The organism is Rhodococcus sp. ACPA4 (assembly GCF_002300185.1).
In the GTDB taxonomy this organism is placed as follows: Bacteria; Actinomycetota; Actinomycetes; order Mycobacteriales; family Mycobacteriaceae; genus Rhodococcus_F; species Rhodococcus_F globerula.
The window spans coordinates 1,454,792-1,471,087 of sequence record NZ_NSDY01000001.1; the positions used below are offsets into that span (position 1 = coordinate 1,454,792).

16 protein-coding genes (1 of these 16 running past the window's edge) are annotated in these 16,296 nt (G+C 62.5%); 3 read left to right on the forward strand and 13 right to left on the reverse strand.

Translation table 11 applies throughout. The features are described 5' to 3' along the window. Both tyrS and CJ178_RS06625 read right to left on the reverse strand, forming a co-directional pair. Positions 1-974, reverse strand: the 5' portion of a protein-coding gene (tyrS, locus tag CJ178_RS06620) for a tyrosine--tRNA ligase (protein ID WP_095886398.1). The gene continues 304 nt to the left of window position 1, outside the view; 974 of the gene's 1,278 nt are visible here — the first part of the coding sequence; the start codon lies at positions 972-974; its stop codon lies beyond the left edge, outside the window. A 19-nt stretch (positions 975-993) separates the two neighbouring features. Beyond that, positions 994-1,605, reverse strand: a complete 612-nt coding sequence (locus tag CJ178_RS06625) for a DNA-3-methyladenine glycosylase (protein WP_095886399.1) — start codon at positions 1,603-1,605, stop codon at positions 994-996. A gap of 84 nt (positions 1,606-1,689) precedes the next feature. Between CJ178_RS06625 and CJ178_RS06630 the strand changes: the two genes are divergently transcribed. The 3 genes from CJ178_RS06630 to CJ178_RS06640 are packed head-to-tail and all read left to right on the forward strand — an operon-like array spanning position 1,690 to position 3,781. Continuing rightward, the gene (locus tag CJ178_RS06630; protein ID WP_095886400.1) at positions 1,690-2,424 is read left to right on the forward strand and encodes an ABC transporter ATP-binding protein; all 735 of its coding nucleotides are present in this window, start codon (positions 1,690-1,692) and stop codon (positions 2,422-2,424) included. Continuing rightward, complete coding sequence (locus tag CJ178_RS06635; RefSeq protein WP_033230776.1) at positions 2,421-3,176, forward strand: ABC transporter permease; 756 nt, start codon at positions 2,421-2,423, stop codon at positions 3,174-3,176. Before CJ178_RS06630 ends, CJ178_RS06635 begins: the two co-directional genes overlap by 4 nt. Then, positions 3,173-3,781, forward strand: a complete 609-nt coding sequence (locus tag CJ178_RS06640; RefSeq protein ID WP_095886401.1) for a TetR/AcrR family transcriptional regulator — start codon at positions 3,173-3,175, stop codon at positions 3,779-3,781. Before CJ178_RS06635 ends, CJ178_RS06640 begins: the two co-directional genes overlap by 4 nt. Here the strand turns inward: CJ178_RS06640 and CJ178_RS06645 are convergent. The 11 genes from CJ178_RS06645 to CJ178_RS06695 all read right to left on the reverse strand — a co-directional run bounded on the left by CJ178_RS06645 (position 3,778) and on the right by CJ178_RS06695 (position 16,272). Continuing rightward, positions 3,778-3,984, reverse strand: a complete 207-nt coding sequence (locus CJ178_RS06645) for a Trm112 family protein (RefSeq protein ID WP_033230778.1) — start codon at positions 3,982-3,984, stop codon at positions 3,778-3,780. The two genes, CJ178_RS06640 and CJ178_RS06645, sit on opposite strands and share 4 nt — an antisense overlap. A 60-nt stretch (positions 3,985-4,044) precedes the next feature. Continuing rightward, entirely contained in the window at positions 4,045-7,026 is a 2,982-nt protein-coding gene (locus CJ178_RS06650) for an acyl-CoA synthetase (RefSeq protein ID WP_095886402.1), read from the reverse strand. 144 nt (positions 7,027-7,170) lie between these two features. Continuing rightward, on the reverse strand, positions 7,171-8,613 hold the full coding sequence (gene argH / locus CJ178_RS06655; protein ID WP_095886403.1) for an argininosuccinate lyase: 1,443 nt from the start codon (positions 8,611-8,613) through the stop codon (positions 7,171-7,173). 3 nt (positions 8,614-8,616) lie between these two features. Continuing rightward, entirely contained in the window at positions 8,617-9,816 is a 1,200-nt protein-coding gene (locus tag CJ178_RS06660; protein WP_033230781.1) for an argininosuccinate synthase, read from the reverse strand. Positions 9,817-9,863: 47 nt separating this feature from the next. Beyond that, positions 9,864-10,343 carry an arginine repressor gene (locus CJ178_RS06665; RefSeq protein WP_033230782.1) on the reverse strand — a complete coding sequence of 160 codons (480 nt, stop codon included), beginning with the start codon at positions 10,341-10,343 and terminating at the stop codon, positions 9,864-9,866. Next, positions 10,340-11,278, reverse strand: a complete 939-nt coding sequence (gene argF / locus CJ178_RS06670) for an ornithine carbamoyltransferase (RefSeq protein ID WP_033230783.1) — start codon at positions 11,276-11,278, stop codon at positions 10,340-10,342. The genes CJ178_RS06665 and argF overlap by 4 nt, the downstream gene beginning before the upstream one ends. Before the next feature lie 5 nt (positions 11,279-11,283). Continuing rightward, the gene (locus CJ178_RS06675; protein WP_033230784.1) at positions 11,284-12,483 is read right to left on the reverse strand and encodes an acetylornithine transaminase; all 1,200 of its coding nucleotides are present in this window, start codon (positions 12,481-12,483) and stop codon (positions 11,284-11,286) included. Next, a complete protein-coding gene (gene argB, locus CJ178_RS06680; protein ID WP_095886404.1) occupies positions 12,480-13,397 on the reverse strand; it encodes an acetylglutamate kinase in 918 nt (305 codons plus the stop codon). Before argB ends, CJ178_RS06675 begins: the two co-directional genes overlap by 4 nt. Then, positions 13,394-14,653, reverse strand: a complete 1,260-nt coding sequence (gene argJ / locus CJ178_RS06685) for a bifunctional glutamate N-acetyltransferase/amino-acid acetyltransferase ArgJ (protein ID WP_045069982.1) — start codon at positions 14,651-14,653, stop codon at positions 13,394-13,396. Before argJ ends, argB begins: the two co-directional genes overlap by 4 nt. Beyond that, positions 14,650-15,705 carry an N-acetyl-gamma-glutamyl-phosphate reductase gene (argC, locus tag CJ178_RS06690; RefSeq protein WP_033230787.1) on the reverse strand — a complete coding sequence of 352 codons (1,056 nt, stop codon included), beginning with the start codon at positions 15,703-15,705 and terminating at the stop codon, positions 14,650-14,652. The genes argJ and argC overlap by 4 nt, the downstream gene beginning before the upstream one ends. Positions 15,706-15,759: 54 nt before the next feature. After that, the gene (locus CJ178_RS06695; RefSeq protein WP_179300813.1) at positions 15,760-16,272 is read right to left on the reverse strand and encodes a hypothetical protein; all 513 of its coding nucleotides are present in this window, start codon (positions 16,270-16,272) and stop codon (positions 15,760-15,762) included. Positions 16,273-16,296 lie beyond the last annotated feature (24 nt).

Genomic DNA, 16,296 nt, shown 5'->3' on the forward strand with positions numbered 1-16,296 from the left:
AACAGTGCCTGGCTGGCCAACTCCACTGACCGTGTGTTGTGCTCGCCGTGAACCAATGTCGTCATCTCCGCCGCAAGACGCTTCTGTGCCTCTCGAGCATGCGGGCGTTCTGCGGTAGCAGTCTCGAGTTCTGCCAATTCCTCTGCACTCAGGAACGTGAACCAACGCAAGTACTTGATGACATCGGCGTCGCCGGTGTTCACGAAGTACTGGTACCAGGCGTACGGGCTGGTCATTTCCGGATCGAGCCACAGGCTGCCGCCGCCGGTCGACTTACCGAACTTCTTTCCGTCAGCCGAGGTCACCAGCGGGACGGTCATCGCATGGACACTTTCGCCATCCACGCGACGGTTGAGTTCGACGCCGGCGATGATGTTGCCCCACTGATCCGAGCCACCCACCTGCAAGGTGCAGCCAAGATCGCGTCGGAGGTGCAGGTAGTCGTTTGCCTGGAGCAGCATGTAGCTGAACTCGGTGTACGACATTCCGTCGGATTCGAGACGACGCTTGACGGTGTCACGCGCGAGCATGACATTCACCGAGAAGTGTTTGCCTACGTCGCGCAAGAAGTCGATGGCCGACATATTGCCGGTCCAGTTCATGTTGTTCTCGATGACGGCGCTGGTCGGAGAATCGTCGAAGTCCACAAATCGTTCGAGTTGGCCGCGGATTCGTCCGGCCCAGTCAGCGACGGTATCGGCCGAGTTCATCGTGCGTTCCCCGACGTCGCGGGGGTCGCCGATCAGACCGGTTGCGCCACCGGCAAGAACGATCGGGCGGTTACCGGCACGCTGAAAACGCTTGAGCGCAAGAAGAGGAACCAAATGTCCGGCGTGCAGGCTCGGCCCTGTGGGGTCGAACCCCGCATAGAGCGTGACCGGTCCGGCCTCGAGATCCTTACGCAGAGCGTCGAGATCAGTTGATTGGGCGATGAGCCCACGCCAGGTCAGTTCGTCGAGAATATTCTCAGTCACGGGCTAGATCATCCCACCCTCACGAAAGGGCGGGCGCTCGCGGGCTTCGACGGTAGGCCGACACCGCCGGCGAATCAGGAATCCACAGCCGCCACGGGATCTCCGCTGCCGAGCTGACACCGACCCGGGGCCCCGCTACCCAGTTGTCCGACTCGCTCAGGTCCAGTCGAATTCGTGAATCCCGATCGAAGACATCAGCCCCGTTGTCCGCCAACGTAATTCCTGCTGCGGACCCGAGATTTCCCGGTCCGCGCGCCCAATCGCGGGGCGGACGATCCGGTGAACGACGGCCGGAGACAATATCGTGGCCGGCTTCGACCTCTGCTGCGCGGAGGAGTACTCCACCGGCCACTCCGGTCGGACCGTACGAGATGTTCATGCAGAAGTGCATCCCGTAGCTGCGGTACACGTACAGCAAACCTGCGCGCTCGAACATCACCCGATTACGCGGCGTCTGCCCCCGATAGGAATGTGCTGCCGGGTCCGGCCACGGTCCGTCCTTCTCCCCGCCGTATGCCTCCACTTCGACGATCCGAAGGCTGACGTCGTCTACTGACAGTGTCGAACCGAGAATGATCAGTCCCGCCTCCAGCGGAGAAGTCACGCTCGCCAACTGCTTGATGCTCACCATTCGATTGTGCCTTTCCCCTTGACGCTGGGGCGCGTCCGGTTTCACAATTCAACATGTGATGAATTAACGGAATCGAGGTTCACCGTGACCACAGCACCTGCCATCGACATCCGAGGACTCACCGTCATCCGTGGAAAGCAGGAGGTTCTCCACTCCATTGATCTGCAAGTATCCGCCGGATCCGTCACCGGACTACTAGGCCCGTCTGGTTGCGGCAAGACAACACTGATGCGAGCGATAGTCGGAACTCAGATCGTCAAGAGCGGCGACGTACGAGTTCTCGGTGATCAAGCCGGAACACCGGCACTGCGTCGACGCGTCGGCTACGTCACCCAATCCCCCAGCGTCTACGGCGACCTGACTGTCACCCGCAACGTCCAGTACTTCGGATCGCTGTACGGAAAGTCCGGTGCCGATGTTCGGACCGCAATCGACGCGGTCGGGCTCACTCGCTACGCGGACCAGATCAGCGCAGACCTGTCCGGCGGACAGATCGGACGCGTGTCACTGGCCTGTGCTTTGGTTGCCGATCCCGATCTGCTGGTTCTCGACGAGCCGACCGTCGGACTCGACCCCGTCCTTCGAGTTGAACTCTGGGAGCGATTCGCTGATCTCGCCAAGGGCGGAACTACCCTGTTGATCTCCAGTCACGTCATGGACGAAGCAGATCATTGCGCCGAACTGATACTGATGCGCGACGGCTTCCTCCTTGCGCAACTCACGCCAGACGAACTTCGCGCGAAGACCAGGTGCGAACGCCTCGAAGACGCGTTCCTGGAGCTCATCCGGACCTCGCCGGTGGGAGGCGAAATATCATGAGTGTCACCATCTTCGGAGCAACGACAGTTCGCATTCTCATGCAACTGCGTCAGGACCGCCGCACAGTTGCCATGATCTTGTTGGTTCCGTCGCTGTTGATGATCCTGCTCTACTTCCTCTACGTCGACGTCCCGACAGCGCCAGGCGCAGTACCGCTGTTTCAACGGGTCGCCATCACTATGCTCGGGATCTTGCCTTTTGTCGTGATGTTCCTGGTCACTTCCATAGCAATGCAGCGTGAGCGCAGTTCCGGAACCCTCGAGCGACTACTCACCACCCCGATGGGCAAACTTGACCTTCTCGCTGGATATGCCGCGGCGTTTTCGTTGTCGGCTGCGGCCCAGGCGGCCCTCGCGTGTGCCGTTGCCTTCGGGTTTCTGGGTCTCACTATCGCCGGAAGCCTCGGCTGGGTGATAGTCATCGCCGTACTGGGCGCAATCCTCGGAGTGGCGCTCGGTCTGTTGGCCAGCGCTTTCGCAAAGACCGAGTTCCAAGCCGTTCAGTTCATGCCGGTGGTCGTGGTTCCACAGCTGTTCCTCTGCGGACTCCTGGTTCCGCGCGACCAACTACCGACTTGGCTCGAATGGATCAGCAACGTCCTACCGCTGAGTTACGCCGTCGACGCACTTCAGCAGGTATCGATACACGCCGATGCCACCGGCCAAATGTGGCGCGACCTCGCGGTGATGGCTCTCTTTGCCGCGGCCGCCCTCACACTAGCCGCTGCAACGCTGGACCGCCGAACCCCATGAGCAGCAACAACATACCGTTGCGGCCGGGGCGGCGGCCGGGAAAGTCCGAGACCCGGACGCAGATCCTCGAGAGCGCCAGACGCGCATTCTCGCAAAACGGATTTGCACGAACCACGGTCCGCGCCATCGCAACCGAAGCCCAAGTCGATCCGGCCCTGATACATCACTACTTCGGCAGCAAGGAGCAACTGTTCACCGCCGCAATCGCCCTACCGCTGGATCCGAAGAAGGTTCTGGCCCCGGTTCATTCGTCGACAAGCGACCAACTGGGTACGAGCCTGTTGACTGCCGTCCTCGGCGTGTGGGAATCGGAGCATCAGGCCGCCATTCTCGCCGCATTTCGCTCGGCCATTTCCGGCGAAGGAACCCGACTGATTCAGAGCTTCCTTCTGAACATCGTCCTGCGGGACATCATCCCGCGGGTGGATTCACCGGCCGGGACAGGAATTATTCGAGCCGAATTGGTGGCGTCGCAGATCGCTGGACTCCTGATCACTCGCTACATTCTCGAGCTTGAACCGCTGAAATCGCTGAGCGTCGACGCGTTGGTACCGCTGGTAGCTCCGAACCTCCAGCGGTACCTTACCGGCGAACTACCGATCTAACCTTCTGCCTTGGCGAGCAACTTCTCGTGCTCGTCGTCTGCAACATCGCGCGCTTCGTCGATCAGCAATACCGGGATACCGTTTTCGATCGGGTATGCGCGTCGCAGACGAGGGTTGTAGAGCAGCTCGTCCCCGACCAACAGCAGTGGACCCTTGTCTTGCGGGCAGGCCAAAATGCTGAGCAACGTCGAATCAATAGCCACGTTTATCCTCTCGAACCGAACACGAACCGATCAGGTTCAGGCTACCTGCTGAGCTGATACTCACCGCGAACCCGTACCCATCCTGGTTGGCATCAATTGCGCCGCAACTGCCTTGGTCAGCCGCTTGTACGACTGGGTTTCGGAGTCGAGATACCAGGTCCGCGGTCCCGGAGCCGGAAGCCCGGCCGCTGCGAGCACGGCGGGATTGGGCCGGAACGACGATCCAACGGCGATCTCGTCGACCACGTGCACGATGTCAGGACGCGCATCGAAGTCGAGGTGATCCAACGTCTCGGCGAGTTCTGCCGCACGGAAATTGCGGCCGGGCAAACAGGTCACCGCGGCGACAGCCAACTGGAACGGCGCCTCACCTACCGCGTACGCCACCGCAAGGTCCACCCGCGAGACACTCGACAGTGCGTCAACGATCGGAGCGGTGAAGACGGGTCCACGCAACGTCGAGATCACCGTGTTCTTGTGGTCGACCAGCCAGTAGTCGCCGTCGGAATCACGGCGGAACAGGTTTTCAGTGGGTATCCAGGAATCTCCGGCCTCGAAGAGTCCGCGCATGGCACCACCGGACAGATCGGCATTGAATCCTGCACGACCCAGCAACAACCCGACCTCGTCGTCGGCGCACTCACGGACAAACCCGTCCTCGTTCTCGAGGATCCGGCCGCTGAGCGGGTCGTACGCCGCAAGTCGCACCCGCGCACTACCGGGCAACGGACGTCCTTTGCACCCGATCTTCGATCCGGCCACATTCGCGAGGATCACGTCACCTTCGGTTGAGGCGTAGAACTCGAGGATCTGAGCAGGATCGAACGCCTCGGTGGTGCGCTTCCACAGCCCCGGCGGCATTCCGGATCCGATGAACAACCGAACGGGATGAGTACCGTCGAGCAGGAGAAGATCCTCGTCGAGAATCTGGCGCATCATCGACCACGTGTAACTCACCACGGTGACGCCGTAGCGATGGATCTCCTCGACAAATCGAGCCGGGTCCAGCCCCCTCGACAGCGCGATCCGGCTGCCACCTGCCATTGCGCCGCCGATTGTCGCCAGCAAACTTGACGAATGATGGAGCGGCGCAAGGCAATACACGGTATCGCCCCGGTCGAGGTCGGCAGCCGAGGCCGTACCGAATGCCGACAACGCCCACCGGTAGTTGGTAATCTGCTTGGCTTCGAGTCGGCCACCGGATTCCGCGAAGATGATGAAGGCAAGTTCGCGCGCAATCCCCGGATCAGGCCTGTACCAACCCGGCAGACTGACCGTCGTCGGGTCGATCTGCTCGAGATCGATGACGTCGTGCGCGGAATCCACGCTCAACCCACGCGCGTCACCGCCGCCGAGTACCAGTACCGGACGCCCCGCTGCGAGCACTTCCTGAACGTTTTCCGGATCGGTGATAATCCGATCGACATTTCCGAGTTTCACCGCCGTCGCAATGTCGCCGCCCGGTGGGAGCATGACTGCAACAGCTCCGAGTCGCGACAGCGCGGCGATAGCAGCGAGTGCACTCGGCCGGGTCTCCATGAGAATGCCGACGTGCGCTGCCGGGCGCACTCCAACCGAAATCAAACCGCGAACAACGTTGTCGATGCGGATGTTGACGGCTTCGTAGGTATGGACCCGGTTGTCGAAGAGGAAGCACTCCCCTGCCGGAGCCTTACGGCGCTGCTCGGCCAAGAGCGCACTGAGCGAAATCTTGGTGTGCGGCTGAATCTGATTGAGCCTGGCCAACCTGGGCAGAGCCCGAGCAGCCTCGCCGGACAATTCGAAAGTCCCGCGCAATGCTCCGCTGGCCAGATCGCTGATGCCCTTGGTCACGCCGACGCCGACCTCGGCTACCGAGGCCACGGTGTGAATGATCCGATTGCTCATCGACACCCCGGTCTCGTCCTCGGGGTACGGGCCCTGCGGCATGCGCTCGACGCGTGCCGGCCGTGTTCCGCCCTGCTCGATCCACTGCACGAACTCGCCTGTTGTCGGCCACGTGTGATTTGCGGCGACGGAACCAACGACCAGGCCGAAATGACCAGCGCGCAAGGTTGATTCGTAGACGTCAGCTCGCGGCGCTGCCTGCGTGATCCCGCGGACCGCTTGGGGCTGCCCGATGTCGTCGACCTCGCCGACAAATGCCAGAACGGGACAGGTGATCGACGCAAGCGTCACCGCTTGATCCTTGATGACGAACCCGCCGGACATCATCCGGTTGTGCACGACAAACTGCTTGAGCAGTTCGGCAACAGCGGGCCCGGACCAGCCGACCCATCCCTCCGTCGCCAGGAAGCGTCGTTGCTGTTCGCGCGGCAGGAGTGCCTCACGATCGTGAAGTTGCAGTAGGAAGTCGACACGCGACTTGAGCGTCTTGACGGGATCGAGCAATTGGAAGCCTGTCCGGGCCATCCACCCCGTGACCGCCAGCCTGTTGAAGACGTGATCCGCGAGGAAGTCTGCTCCCCACGTGGCTATCCCGGCCGGAATACCGAATGGGAGCGCCGCAAGCGTGTCGACGGGACTTCCGAAAGTGATGAGACTGGCGATGTTTCGGCTCTGCCGATATGCCGCAGCTTGGTAGGCGAACATTCCGCCCTGCGAATACCCGGACAGGTGAACGTCTTTGCCGGTATGCCGATGAACGTGATCGACGATCTCACTGAGCGCGATGATGTGGTCTGCAAGATTACGGCCCCAGCCACCATCCTGGGCGTCAGGTTCACCGAAGTCGACCACCCACGGATCAAGTCCCATCTCGTGCAGGATGCCGACTGCCCCCTGATCGCGCGTCACGTCGTACACACCGGCCGACATCATCATCGGCGGGACCAATACGATCGGCGGACCGGTCTCCCCTGGATCGGTGTCGGGAAAATACCGCCGCAGACGGTACATCGGCGCACGTTCGACGATCTCGAACGGCGAGGTTGTCAGATCCGTCTCGAGTCCACCCAGACGAACAACCTCCAGGCCGTTCTGCGCTGTCGCGACCACCCGCCGAAGCGGACCCAGCACCGACTTGGAATTCAATCCCACCATTTCACTCCCAAGTAACTCGCGTCAAAAACTCTGTCGCATTCGTGTCGAGCTAAACAAGCCTACTGCCCCCGAGAACACGTACGCGGCCAGTGAGGAAAAATCCTCTCTGACCGCGTACGACAACACCGACAACCGATGACTGATTTAGAGGGGCCACTCTCGCAGCGACTGAGCCAGCGTGCGTACGCCGTTCAGTTGCTCGGCCACCCGGACACCTGCGGTTCCGCCACGTGCGTTGCGTGAGGCGATGGAGCCCTCGACGGTCAGCACTTCCCGAACGGCAGGCGTCAACGACGCGTCGACTCCGGCCAGTTCCTCGTCGGTCAGATCCTCGAGTCCAACGCCGCGAGCCTCGGCGACACGCACACACGCGCCTGCGGCCTCATGTGCGACACGGAACGGAACGCCCTGACGAACCATCCATTCCGCGATGTCGGTGGCCAGTGTGAAGCCGGCCGGAGCCAACTCCGCCATGCGCTCGGTGTGGAACTCGAGGGTCTGCACCAGGCCGGTGATGGCCGGGAGCAACATTTCGAGTTGCGCAACCGAATCGAAGACCGGTTCCTTGTCCTCTTGCAGATCGCGGTTGTACGCCAAGGGCTGCGCCTTCAGCGTCGCCAACAATCCCGTGAGGTTGCCGATCAGACGACCCGACTTACCGCGCGTGAGCTCGGAAACATCCGGGTTCTTTTTCTGCGGCATGATCGACGATCCGGTCGACCACGCGTCGGCGAGCGTGATGTAGCCGAATTCCGGTGTACTCCAGATGATGACCTCTTCGGCCATCCTCGACAGGTCGACGCCGATCATCGCCAACACGAACGCAGCCTCGGCAGCGAAGTCGCGCGACGCCGTGGCATCGATCGAGTTCTCCGCCGAGCTGTCGAACTTCAGTTCTGCCGCAATGGCTTCGGGGTCGAGCCCGAGCGAGGAACCGGCGAGCGCGCCGGAACCGTACGGGGACACCGCAGCTCGCACGTCGAAGTCACGCAGACGCGCAACGTCACGCAACAACGGATGTGCATGTGCCAGGAGGTGATGCGCGAGCAACACGGGCTGAGCGGCCTGCAGGTGCGTCTTACCCGGCATGACTGCGTCCGGATGTGCAGCCGCCTGAGTGGCAAGAGCGTCGACGACGTCGAGCACTCCGTCCGCAACGCGGCGCACCGCATCACGGAGCCACATACGGAACAGCGTCGCCACCTGGTCGTTGCGCGAACGGCCGGCACGCAGACGCCCACCGACCTCGGGACCGACTCGTTCGATCAAGCCGCGCTCGAGTGCGCCGTGCACGTCCTCGTCGGACTCGCTGGGCCCGAAGGCACCACTTGCGACGTCAGCGGCGAGGCGCTCCAAACCGTCGAGCATGGTGGCAAGGTCGGCTTCGCTGAGGAGACCGGCCTTGTTCAGCACGCGAGCATGAGCCTGCGACGCCCGCACGTCGTACGGAGCCAGAACCCAGTCGAAGTGAGTCGACTTACTCAGGGCCGCCATGGCGGCGGCCGGTCCGGATTCGAACCGCCCGCCCCACAACGCGCCTTCATTAGTGCCGTGTTTTTGGGCGTCTCCGACACCGTGCGCAGTCATTCTTTACAGACCCAGATCGCGCTTCGCGGCGACCTTCGACGACAGACCGTGGATCTCGACGAAGCCCTTCGATGCGGACTGGTCGAAGCTGTCGCCCTCGTCGTACGTTGCGAGGTTGAAGTCGTACAGCGACTCGGGGCTACGACGGCCGTTGACCGTGATGGCTCCACCGTGCAGGAAGAGACGGATGTCGCCGGTGACGCGTTCCTGCGTCTTCTCCACAAACGTGTCGAGAGCATCCTTGAGCGGGGAGAACCACAGGCCGTCGTAGACCAGCTCGGACCAACGCTGCTCCATCTGACGCTTGTAGCGACCGAGTTCGCGTTCGAGGGTGACGTGCTCGAGTTCCTGGTGAGCGGTGATGAGCACCATCGCACCGGGAGCTTCGTAGATCTCGCGGCTCTTGATGCCCACGAGGCGGTCCTCGACGACGTCGAGACGGCCGACTCCCTGAGCGCCGGCGCGGCGGTTCAGTTCCTGGATGGCTTCGAGGACGGAGACCGGACGGCCGTCGATGGCAACCGGGCGACCCTTGTCGAAGCTGATGATCAGCTCGTCGGGTGCGTTCCAGTTGGCCGTCGGATCCTCGGTGTAGTCGTAGACGTCCTTGGTGGGCGCGTTCCACAGATCCTCGAGGAATCCGGTTTCGACGGCGCGGCCCCAGACGTTCTGGTCGATCGAGAACGGCGACTTTTTGGACACGTTGATCGGGATGTTGTTCTCTTCCGCGAAAGCGATTGCCTTCTCGCGGGTCCACGCGTAGTCACGAACCGGTGCGATGACCGAGAGGTCGGGCGCGAGGGCGCCGAAGCCGACCTCGAAGCGAACCTGGTCGTTGCCCTTGCCGGTGCAACCGTGCGAGACGATGGTTCCGCCGTGCGAGCGTGCGGCTTCGACGATGTGCTTGACGATCAGCGGACGGCTGATCGCGGACACGAGCGGGTAGCGATCCATGTACAGGGCGTTGGCCTGGATGGTGGGCAGGCAGTACTCGTCCGCGAACTCGTCACGAGCGTCGACGACAACGGATTCGACTGCGCCGCAGTCGAGTGCGCGCTGGCGCACGACCTCCATGTCCTCGCCGCCCTGTCCCAGATCGATGGCGACGGCGACAACTTCAGCGCCCGTCTCCTTACCGATCCAACTGATGGCAACAGAGGTGTCCAGCCCGCCTGAGTAGGCGAGTACGACGCGATCGGCCATGGTGTGTGTGCTCCTTCGGTTGAAAATCTTCTATCAAGAATAAGGGGTCAGGCGAGGGATTCGATCATGGCGCTGAGTTCCGCTCCGGAAAGCGGTTCCCGGGCCATCACGAAGATGGTGTCATCCCCCGCGATAGTCCCCACGATATCGGTCAGCGAGGCACGATCAAGTGCACTCGCCAGGTAGTGCGCAGCCCCCGGTGGTGTCCGGAGTACCGCCATGTTTCCGCTGGAGTCCGTGGACACCAACAGCTCTCCGAGCAGTCGCGACAGACGATCAGTACCACCTGACACACCGCGTACGGGGTTACCGTCCTCGGGCACCACATACACACCGGCGCCGCCGTCCGCTGCCCGGAGTTTCACCGCTCCCAGCTCTTCGAGGTCACGCGAGAGCGTTGCTTGTGTCGCCTCGATGCCTTCTTCTCCCAGCAGCGACGCAAGTTCCGTCTGACTGCGAACCGGGTGCGCCGCCAGCAGCGCGATGATGCGCGACTGGCGACCGGCCCGAGTAGGAGCGATGCTCACGCCGCGCCTGCGGTTCTCTGCTCGAGCAGCCAGACCAAAAGGGCCTTCTGCGCATGCAAGCGGTTCTCGGCCTCGTCCCACACAACACTCTGTGGGCCGTCGAGCACCTCGTCGGTGACCTCTTCCCCTCGATGTGCGGGAAGGCAGTGCAGGACAACGGCCTTGGGGTCGGCGAGTGCCAGCAGGTCGGCATTGATCTGGTACGGACGGAAGGGACCGACCCGGTCGAGACCGTCGTTTTCCTGACCCATCGACGTCCACGCGTCGGTGACGAGTGCATCTGCACCAGCGGCAGCTTTCTGCGGATCCCGGGTAACCGTGATCGTGGCGCCGGTTTCCTCGGCCCGCTTACGTGCCGCGTCGAGAATCCACTGTGCCGGTTCGAAGCCCTCCGGACCGCAGATCGTGACGTTGATGCCGGCCGTGACGCCGCCGAGCATCAGCGAGTGCGCCATGTTGTTTGCACCGTCACCGAGGTAGGTGAGGTTCAGACCCTTCAAATCACCCTTGTGCTCGGCCAGTGTCTGCAGATCCGCAAGGACCTGACACGGATGGAACTCGTCGGAGAGCGCGTTGACGATGGGAATCGTTGCGCCCGTTGCCATCTGCTCCAAGCGCTTCTGGCCGAACGTGCGCCATACCACGGCGTCGACGTAACGGGAGAGGACGCGTCCCGTGTCGGCCAATGTCTCCTCGCGGCCGAGCTGCGTGCTCCGACCGTCGACGACAACGGCATGGCCGCCCATCTGTGCGATGCCCATCTCGAAGGAGAACCTCGTGCGCGTCGAGTTCTTCTCGAAGATCACTCCGACGCCGCGCGGCCCCTCGAGTGGGCGACGCGAAAACGGATTCTTCTTGAGCTCGGCAGCCAAGGCGAGGACCTCGGCCTGCTGCGCAGGAGTCAGATCGTCGTCCCTGAGAAAGTGTTTCACCATGGTAGTCACTTCTCCCCCGGCTGATCAGCCGATAATGCGTGATCGAAAATGGCAGGTAATGCCGCCACAAACGCCTCGGCCTGCTCGTCGGTGAGGATCAGCGGCGGTGCCAACCGGATGACTCCGGGATTCGCTGCATTCACAAGATACCCGGCTTCACGTGCTGCATTTTCCACTGCGGGCGCAACGTCCTGCGTCAGCACCACACCGAGCAGAAGTCCGGAACCGCGGACGTAGTCGACCAGCGGATGGCCCAGTTCTTCGATGCCTGCGGTGATGGACTTGCCCAGGCTGTCTGCGCGCGAGATCAGGTCTTCGTCCGCAACGGTCTTCAGCACGGCAAGTGCCGCCGCAGCGCACACCGGGTTGCCACCGAACGTCGTCCCGTGTTTTCCGGGACCGAACAGCTCTGCCGCAGCGCCGGTCGCAATGCAGGCGCCGATCGGCATTCCGCCGCCGAGCCCCTTCGCGAGAGTGATGACGTCCGGAACGATGCCGACAGCCTGATGCGCGTAGAACCAGCCGGTCCGGCCGATACCGGTCTGCACCTCGTCCAGTACCAGCAGAGCGCCCCGCTCCGCCGTGATCCGGCGAGCTTCGACCAGGTATCCCTCCGGCGGCACGACAACGCCGCTTTCACCCATGATCGGTTCGAGGAACACTGCTGCGGTATCGGAATCGACAGCCCGGTCGAGAGCCTCGATATCGCCGTAGGGAACGAATTCGACGCCGGCAGGCATCGGTTCGAACGGCGCCCGCTTGGCCGGCTGACCGGTCAGTGCCAAGGCACCCATCGTCCGGCCATGGAAGGAGTTCTCGGCGGAGATGATCTTCTTGCGTCCCGTGGCGCGGGCGAGCTTGAAGGCGGCTTCGTTGGCCTCGGTACCCGAGTTGCAGAAAAACGCCCGACCGGACACATTGCCCAGATGTCCGAGCAACTGCTCTGCCAATTCGATGACAGGCTCGCTCGCATACAGGTTGGAGACGTGCCCGAGGGTCGACAGCTGATCCGTCACAGCCTCGATGATTGCGGGATGCGCATGACCGAGAATGTTGACGGCAATGCCGGCGAGGAAATCGACGTACTGCTTACCGTCGGCATCGGTGAGAACGGCGCCTTCGCCGCGTACGAGAGCTACCCGAGGTACACCGTAGTTGTTCATCAGCGAAGCGGACCACCGCTGCTGCAATTCGATCGTGCTCATGAGTTGGCTCCCTGCTCGGTGATGTCGGCTCCGGGCACAACCATCGTGCCGATGCCCTCACCTGTGAAAAGTTCGAGTAGAACGGAATGCGCAAGCCGTCCGTCGATCACGTGCGCCGACGGAACTCCGCCTCGCACAGCGCGCAGGCAGGCCTCCATCTTCGGCACCATGCCCGCGTCGAGACTCGGCAGAAGCTGTGCCAATGCGTCGGTGTCGATTTCGCTCGCGAGCGAGGAACGGTCCGGCCAATCCGTGTACAGCCCTTCGACATCGGTCAGAACAACCAGCTTCTCCGCACCGATCGCTTCGGCCAAGGCCGCTGCAGCCGTATCCGCATTGATGTTGTGAACAACGCCGTCCACGTCGGGAGCGATTGTCGACACCACCGGAATGCGTCCTGCCGCAATGAGATCAAGCACCGCGTCGGGGTTGACCGTGGTGACGTCGCCAACCAGGCCGATATCGGTCTGCTCGCCTTCCACTGCAACGGTACGACGCGTCGCTGTGAACAGGTGGGCGTCTTCGCCGGAAATTCCGACAGCGTACGGTCCATGCGCGTTGATCAGTCCGACGAGCTCACGGCCTACCTGGCCGAAGAGCACCATCCGGACGACGTCCATAACCTCGGGCGTCGTGACCCGGAATCCGCCACGAAACTCGCCCTTCATGCCCAGACGGGCCAGCATGGCATTGATTTGCGGTCCACCGCCGTGAACCACAACGGGGTGAATGCCGACAGTACGCAGAAACGCCATGTCCGCGGCAAACGCGGTCTTGAGCTCGTCGTCGACCATCGCATTGCCGCCGTATTTGACGACAACGATCTCGTCGCGGAAACGCTGTAGCCACGGCAACGCTCCGGCCAGGACGTGTGCCTTCTGATGTTCGCTGATCGAACTCAACAGATCGGTCATGACGAGTACGCCGAGTTCTCTTCGACGTACGCGTGCGACAGGTCCGTCGTACGAATCGTCACGGACTCGTCGCCGATCCCGAGGTTGATATCGAGTTCGATGTCGATGCCACTGAGATCGACATCGCGCGCGCCCGGTGCACCGACGCCGTCAATGCAGACGGGACTTCCGTTGAAGGACACGCTGATTCGATCGGGATCGAGTTCGATGGGCGCGATACCGACGGCCGCAAGCACGCGGCCCCAGTTGGGATCGGAACCGAACAGTGCGGTCTTGACCAGGCTGTCACGCGCGATGGTCCGGGCACCGATCAACGCGTCGGACTCGGAGGCCGCACCGCGAACCGTCACCTTCACACGCTTGGTGACGCCCTCGGCGTCGGCCATCATCTGATCGGCGAGGTCGTCGCACACTGCCAACACGGCAGCGTTCAATTCGTCCTGGCTGGGGGCAACACCACTGGCACCGGACGCGAGCAACAGCACGGTGTCGTTGGTCGACGTGGCACCGTCGACATCGAGGCGATCGAAACTCAGGTGGGTTGCGGCGCGCAACGCGGTGTCGAGCTGCTCAGCGGTCGCAACGGCATCGGTCGTGACGACACACAGCATCGTCGCCAATGCGGGCGCGAGCATGCCTGCACCCTTGGCCATGCCGCCGACATTCCACTTGTTTGCGTGGTGCAGCGACGCCTGCTTCGGCACGGTATCGGTGGTCATGATCGCGTACGCCGCGTCCGTACCACCGGAAATACCGCCCGCAAGTTCGTGCACTACCTCGGTGACACCGGGAAGCAGTTTGTCCATCGGCAACCGGTCACCGATGAGTCCGGTGGAACACACGGCAACCTCGATCGCGCCCGTCTCGGTTCCCCAGTTGCTCAGCGCCGACGCCACTTCCTCGGCGGTCTTGTGCGCATCCTGAAATCCACCGGCACCGGTGCATGCATTGGCACCGCCGGAGTTGAGCACAACTGCGCGCAGCTTGCCCGTCGTGAGCACCTGCTGCGACCACAAAACCGGCGCAGCCTTCACCTTGTTGAGGGTGAACACGCCCGCGGCCGCAAGATCAGGTCCTTCGTTCAGCACCAGCGCGAGGTCCGACTTGCCACTCTTCTTGATACCGGCGGCAATTCCGGCGCCGCGGAATCCGGCAGGTGCCGTCACACCCTGAGTGCGCAGCAGGCGGCCCCCGGCGACGTGCTTGACGTCGGATTCGGTTGCGTCGTCGATCTGCTGCGGATTGTCGGTGCTCACGGAGCTACTCCCACGGTAGAGAGACCTGCGGTCTCGGGTAGACCAAGGGCAAGGTTCATCGATTGCACTGCGCCACCGGCCGTGCCCTTGGTGAGATTGTCGATTGCTGAAATCACAACGAGCTGACCGGCGTCGCTGTCAACGGCGATACCGATCTGTACTGCGTTGGACCCGATCACTGCGCCGGTCTGCGGGAAGACCCCGGCAGGCAGCACATGGATGAACGGCTCGTCCTTGTAGGCGTTTTCGTATACTTCCCGCGCCTGCGCTTCGCTGGCCGTGGTGGCGGCAGTGCAGGTTGCGAGGATGCCGCGAGGCATGGGAGCAAGGACGGGCGTGAACGACACGCTGATATCCTGTCCGCCTGCGGCTTTCAGATTCTGGATGATCTCGGGAGTGTGGCGATGTACGCCGCCGACACCGTATGCACGGGCCGAACCCATCACCTCGGAGCCGAGCAAATCAGCCTTGGGAGCCCGGCCGGCACCTGAAGTGCCGCTCACAGCAACAACATTGACGTGCGAGCCGACAATTCCGGCCGCAACTGCGGGTGCCAAGGCAAGGCTTGCGGCCGTCGGGTAGCAACCCGGTACGGCGATACGCGTTGCGCCCATCAACTTCTCACGGTTGCCGGGCAATTCGGGAAGACCGTACGGCCACGTTCCGGCATGGGGGCTCTTGTAGAACTTTTCCCACAAAGCGCCGTCCTGAAGCCGGAAGTCCGCGCCGCAGTCGATGATGACCGTCGACTCGGGCAACGCCTTGGCGTACTGCGCGGAGTTTCCGTGCGGAAGGCCCAGGAACACCACGTCATGCCCGGCCAGGATGTCAACCGTGGTCTCTTCCAGAACCCGAGCCGACAGCGGAAGAAGGTGGGGGTGATGCTCGCCGAGCGTCGAACCCGCGTTTCCACCGGCAGTCAGCGAACCGATCACCAGGCTGCCGTCGGCGTACGAGGGGTGTCCGAGAAGCAGACGCAGAACCTCACCACCGGCATACCCACTGGCACCGGCGACGGCGACTCTGATCGGCTTGCGTATCTCCTCAGTCATACACATCATTATGCATCATCGTGCAAGGGAATGCATAATTACTTATCCCGGTTGTTATTTACCCATCGAGCGCCGAATCTCCTCCAGTTTGGCCTTCGCAGCCTTCTGACGCTCGTCCCACTGCTCGTCGACGGTCTTGCCCGCCGGACTTTCGTGCGCCAACTCCGCCGAACCGATCGACGTACCGAATCGTCCTTCGATCTTCTCCCGCACACGATCGAAGGTAGGAACTCCCGCTTCGGTGTAATCCGGCTGGATGTAATCGGCTTCAGGGATTATTGCGCCGCTCACGGCCACCACCGGGACATCGATGATCTCGTCAACTTCCACCACGGTGTCGGGAAGTTCCACCACCTCGGCGTCGGCGGCCGTTGAATCGGCTACTGCTCGACTCTGGTCGATACTCGCAGCAGCCGCATCAACGACGGAGAGGAGGACCGACAAACTGGGGCGACGTTCCGCGACCGCACGAATAACGGCCAGGAAATCCTTGTCGTCGAGTGCGTGCGCAGCTTCAACCACATCGTGCACAGAACCACCGTGTACAGAACCACCGTGCTCGGTCATCGTCAGTCCCTTCTCGAAAACGCC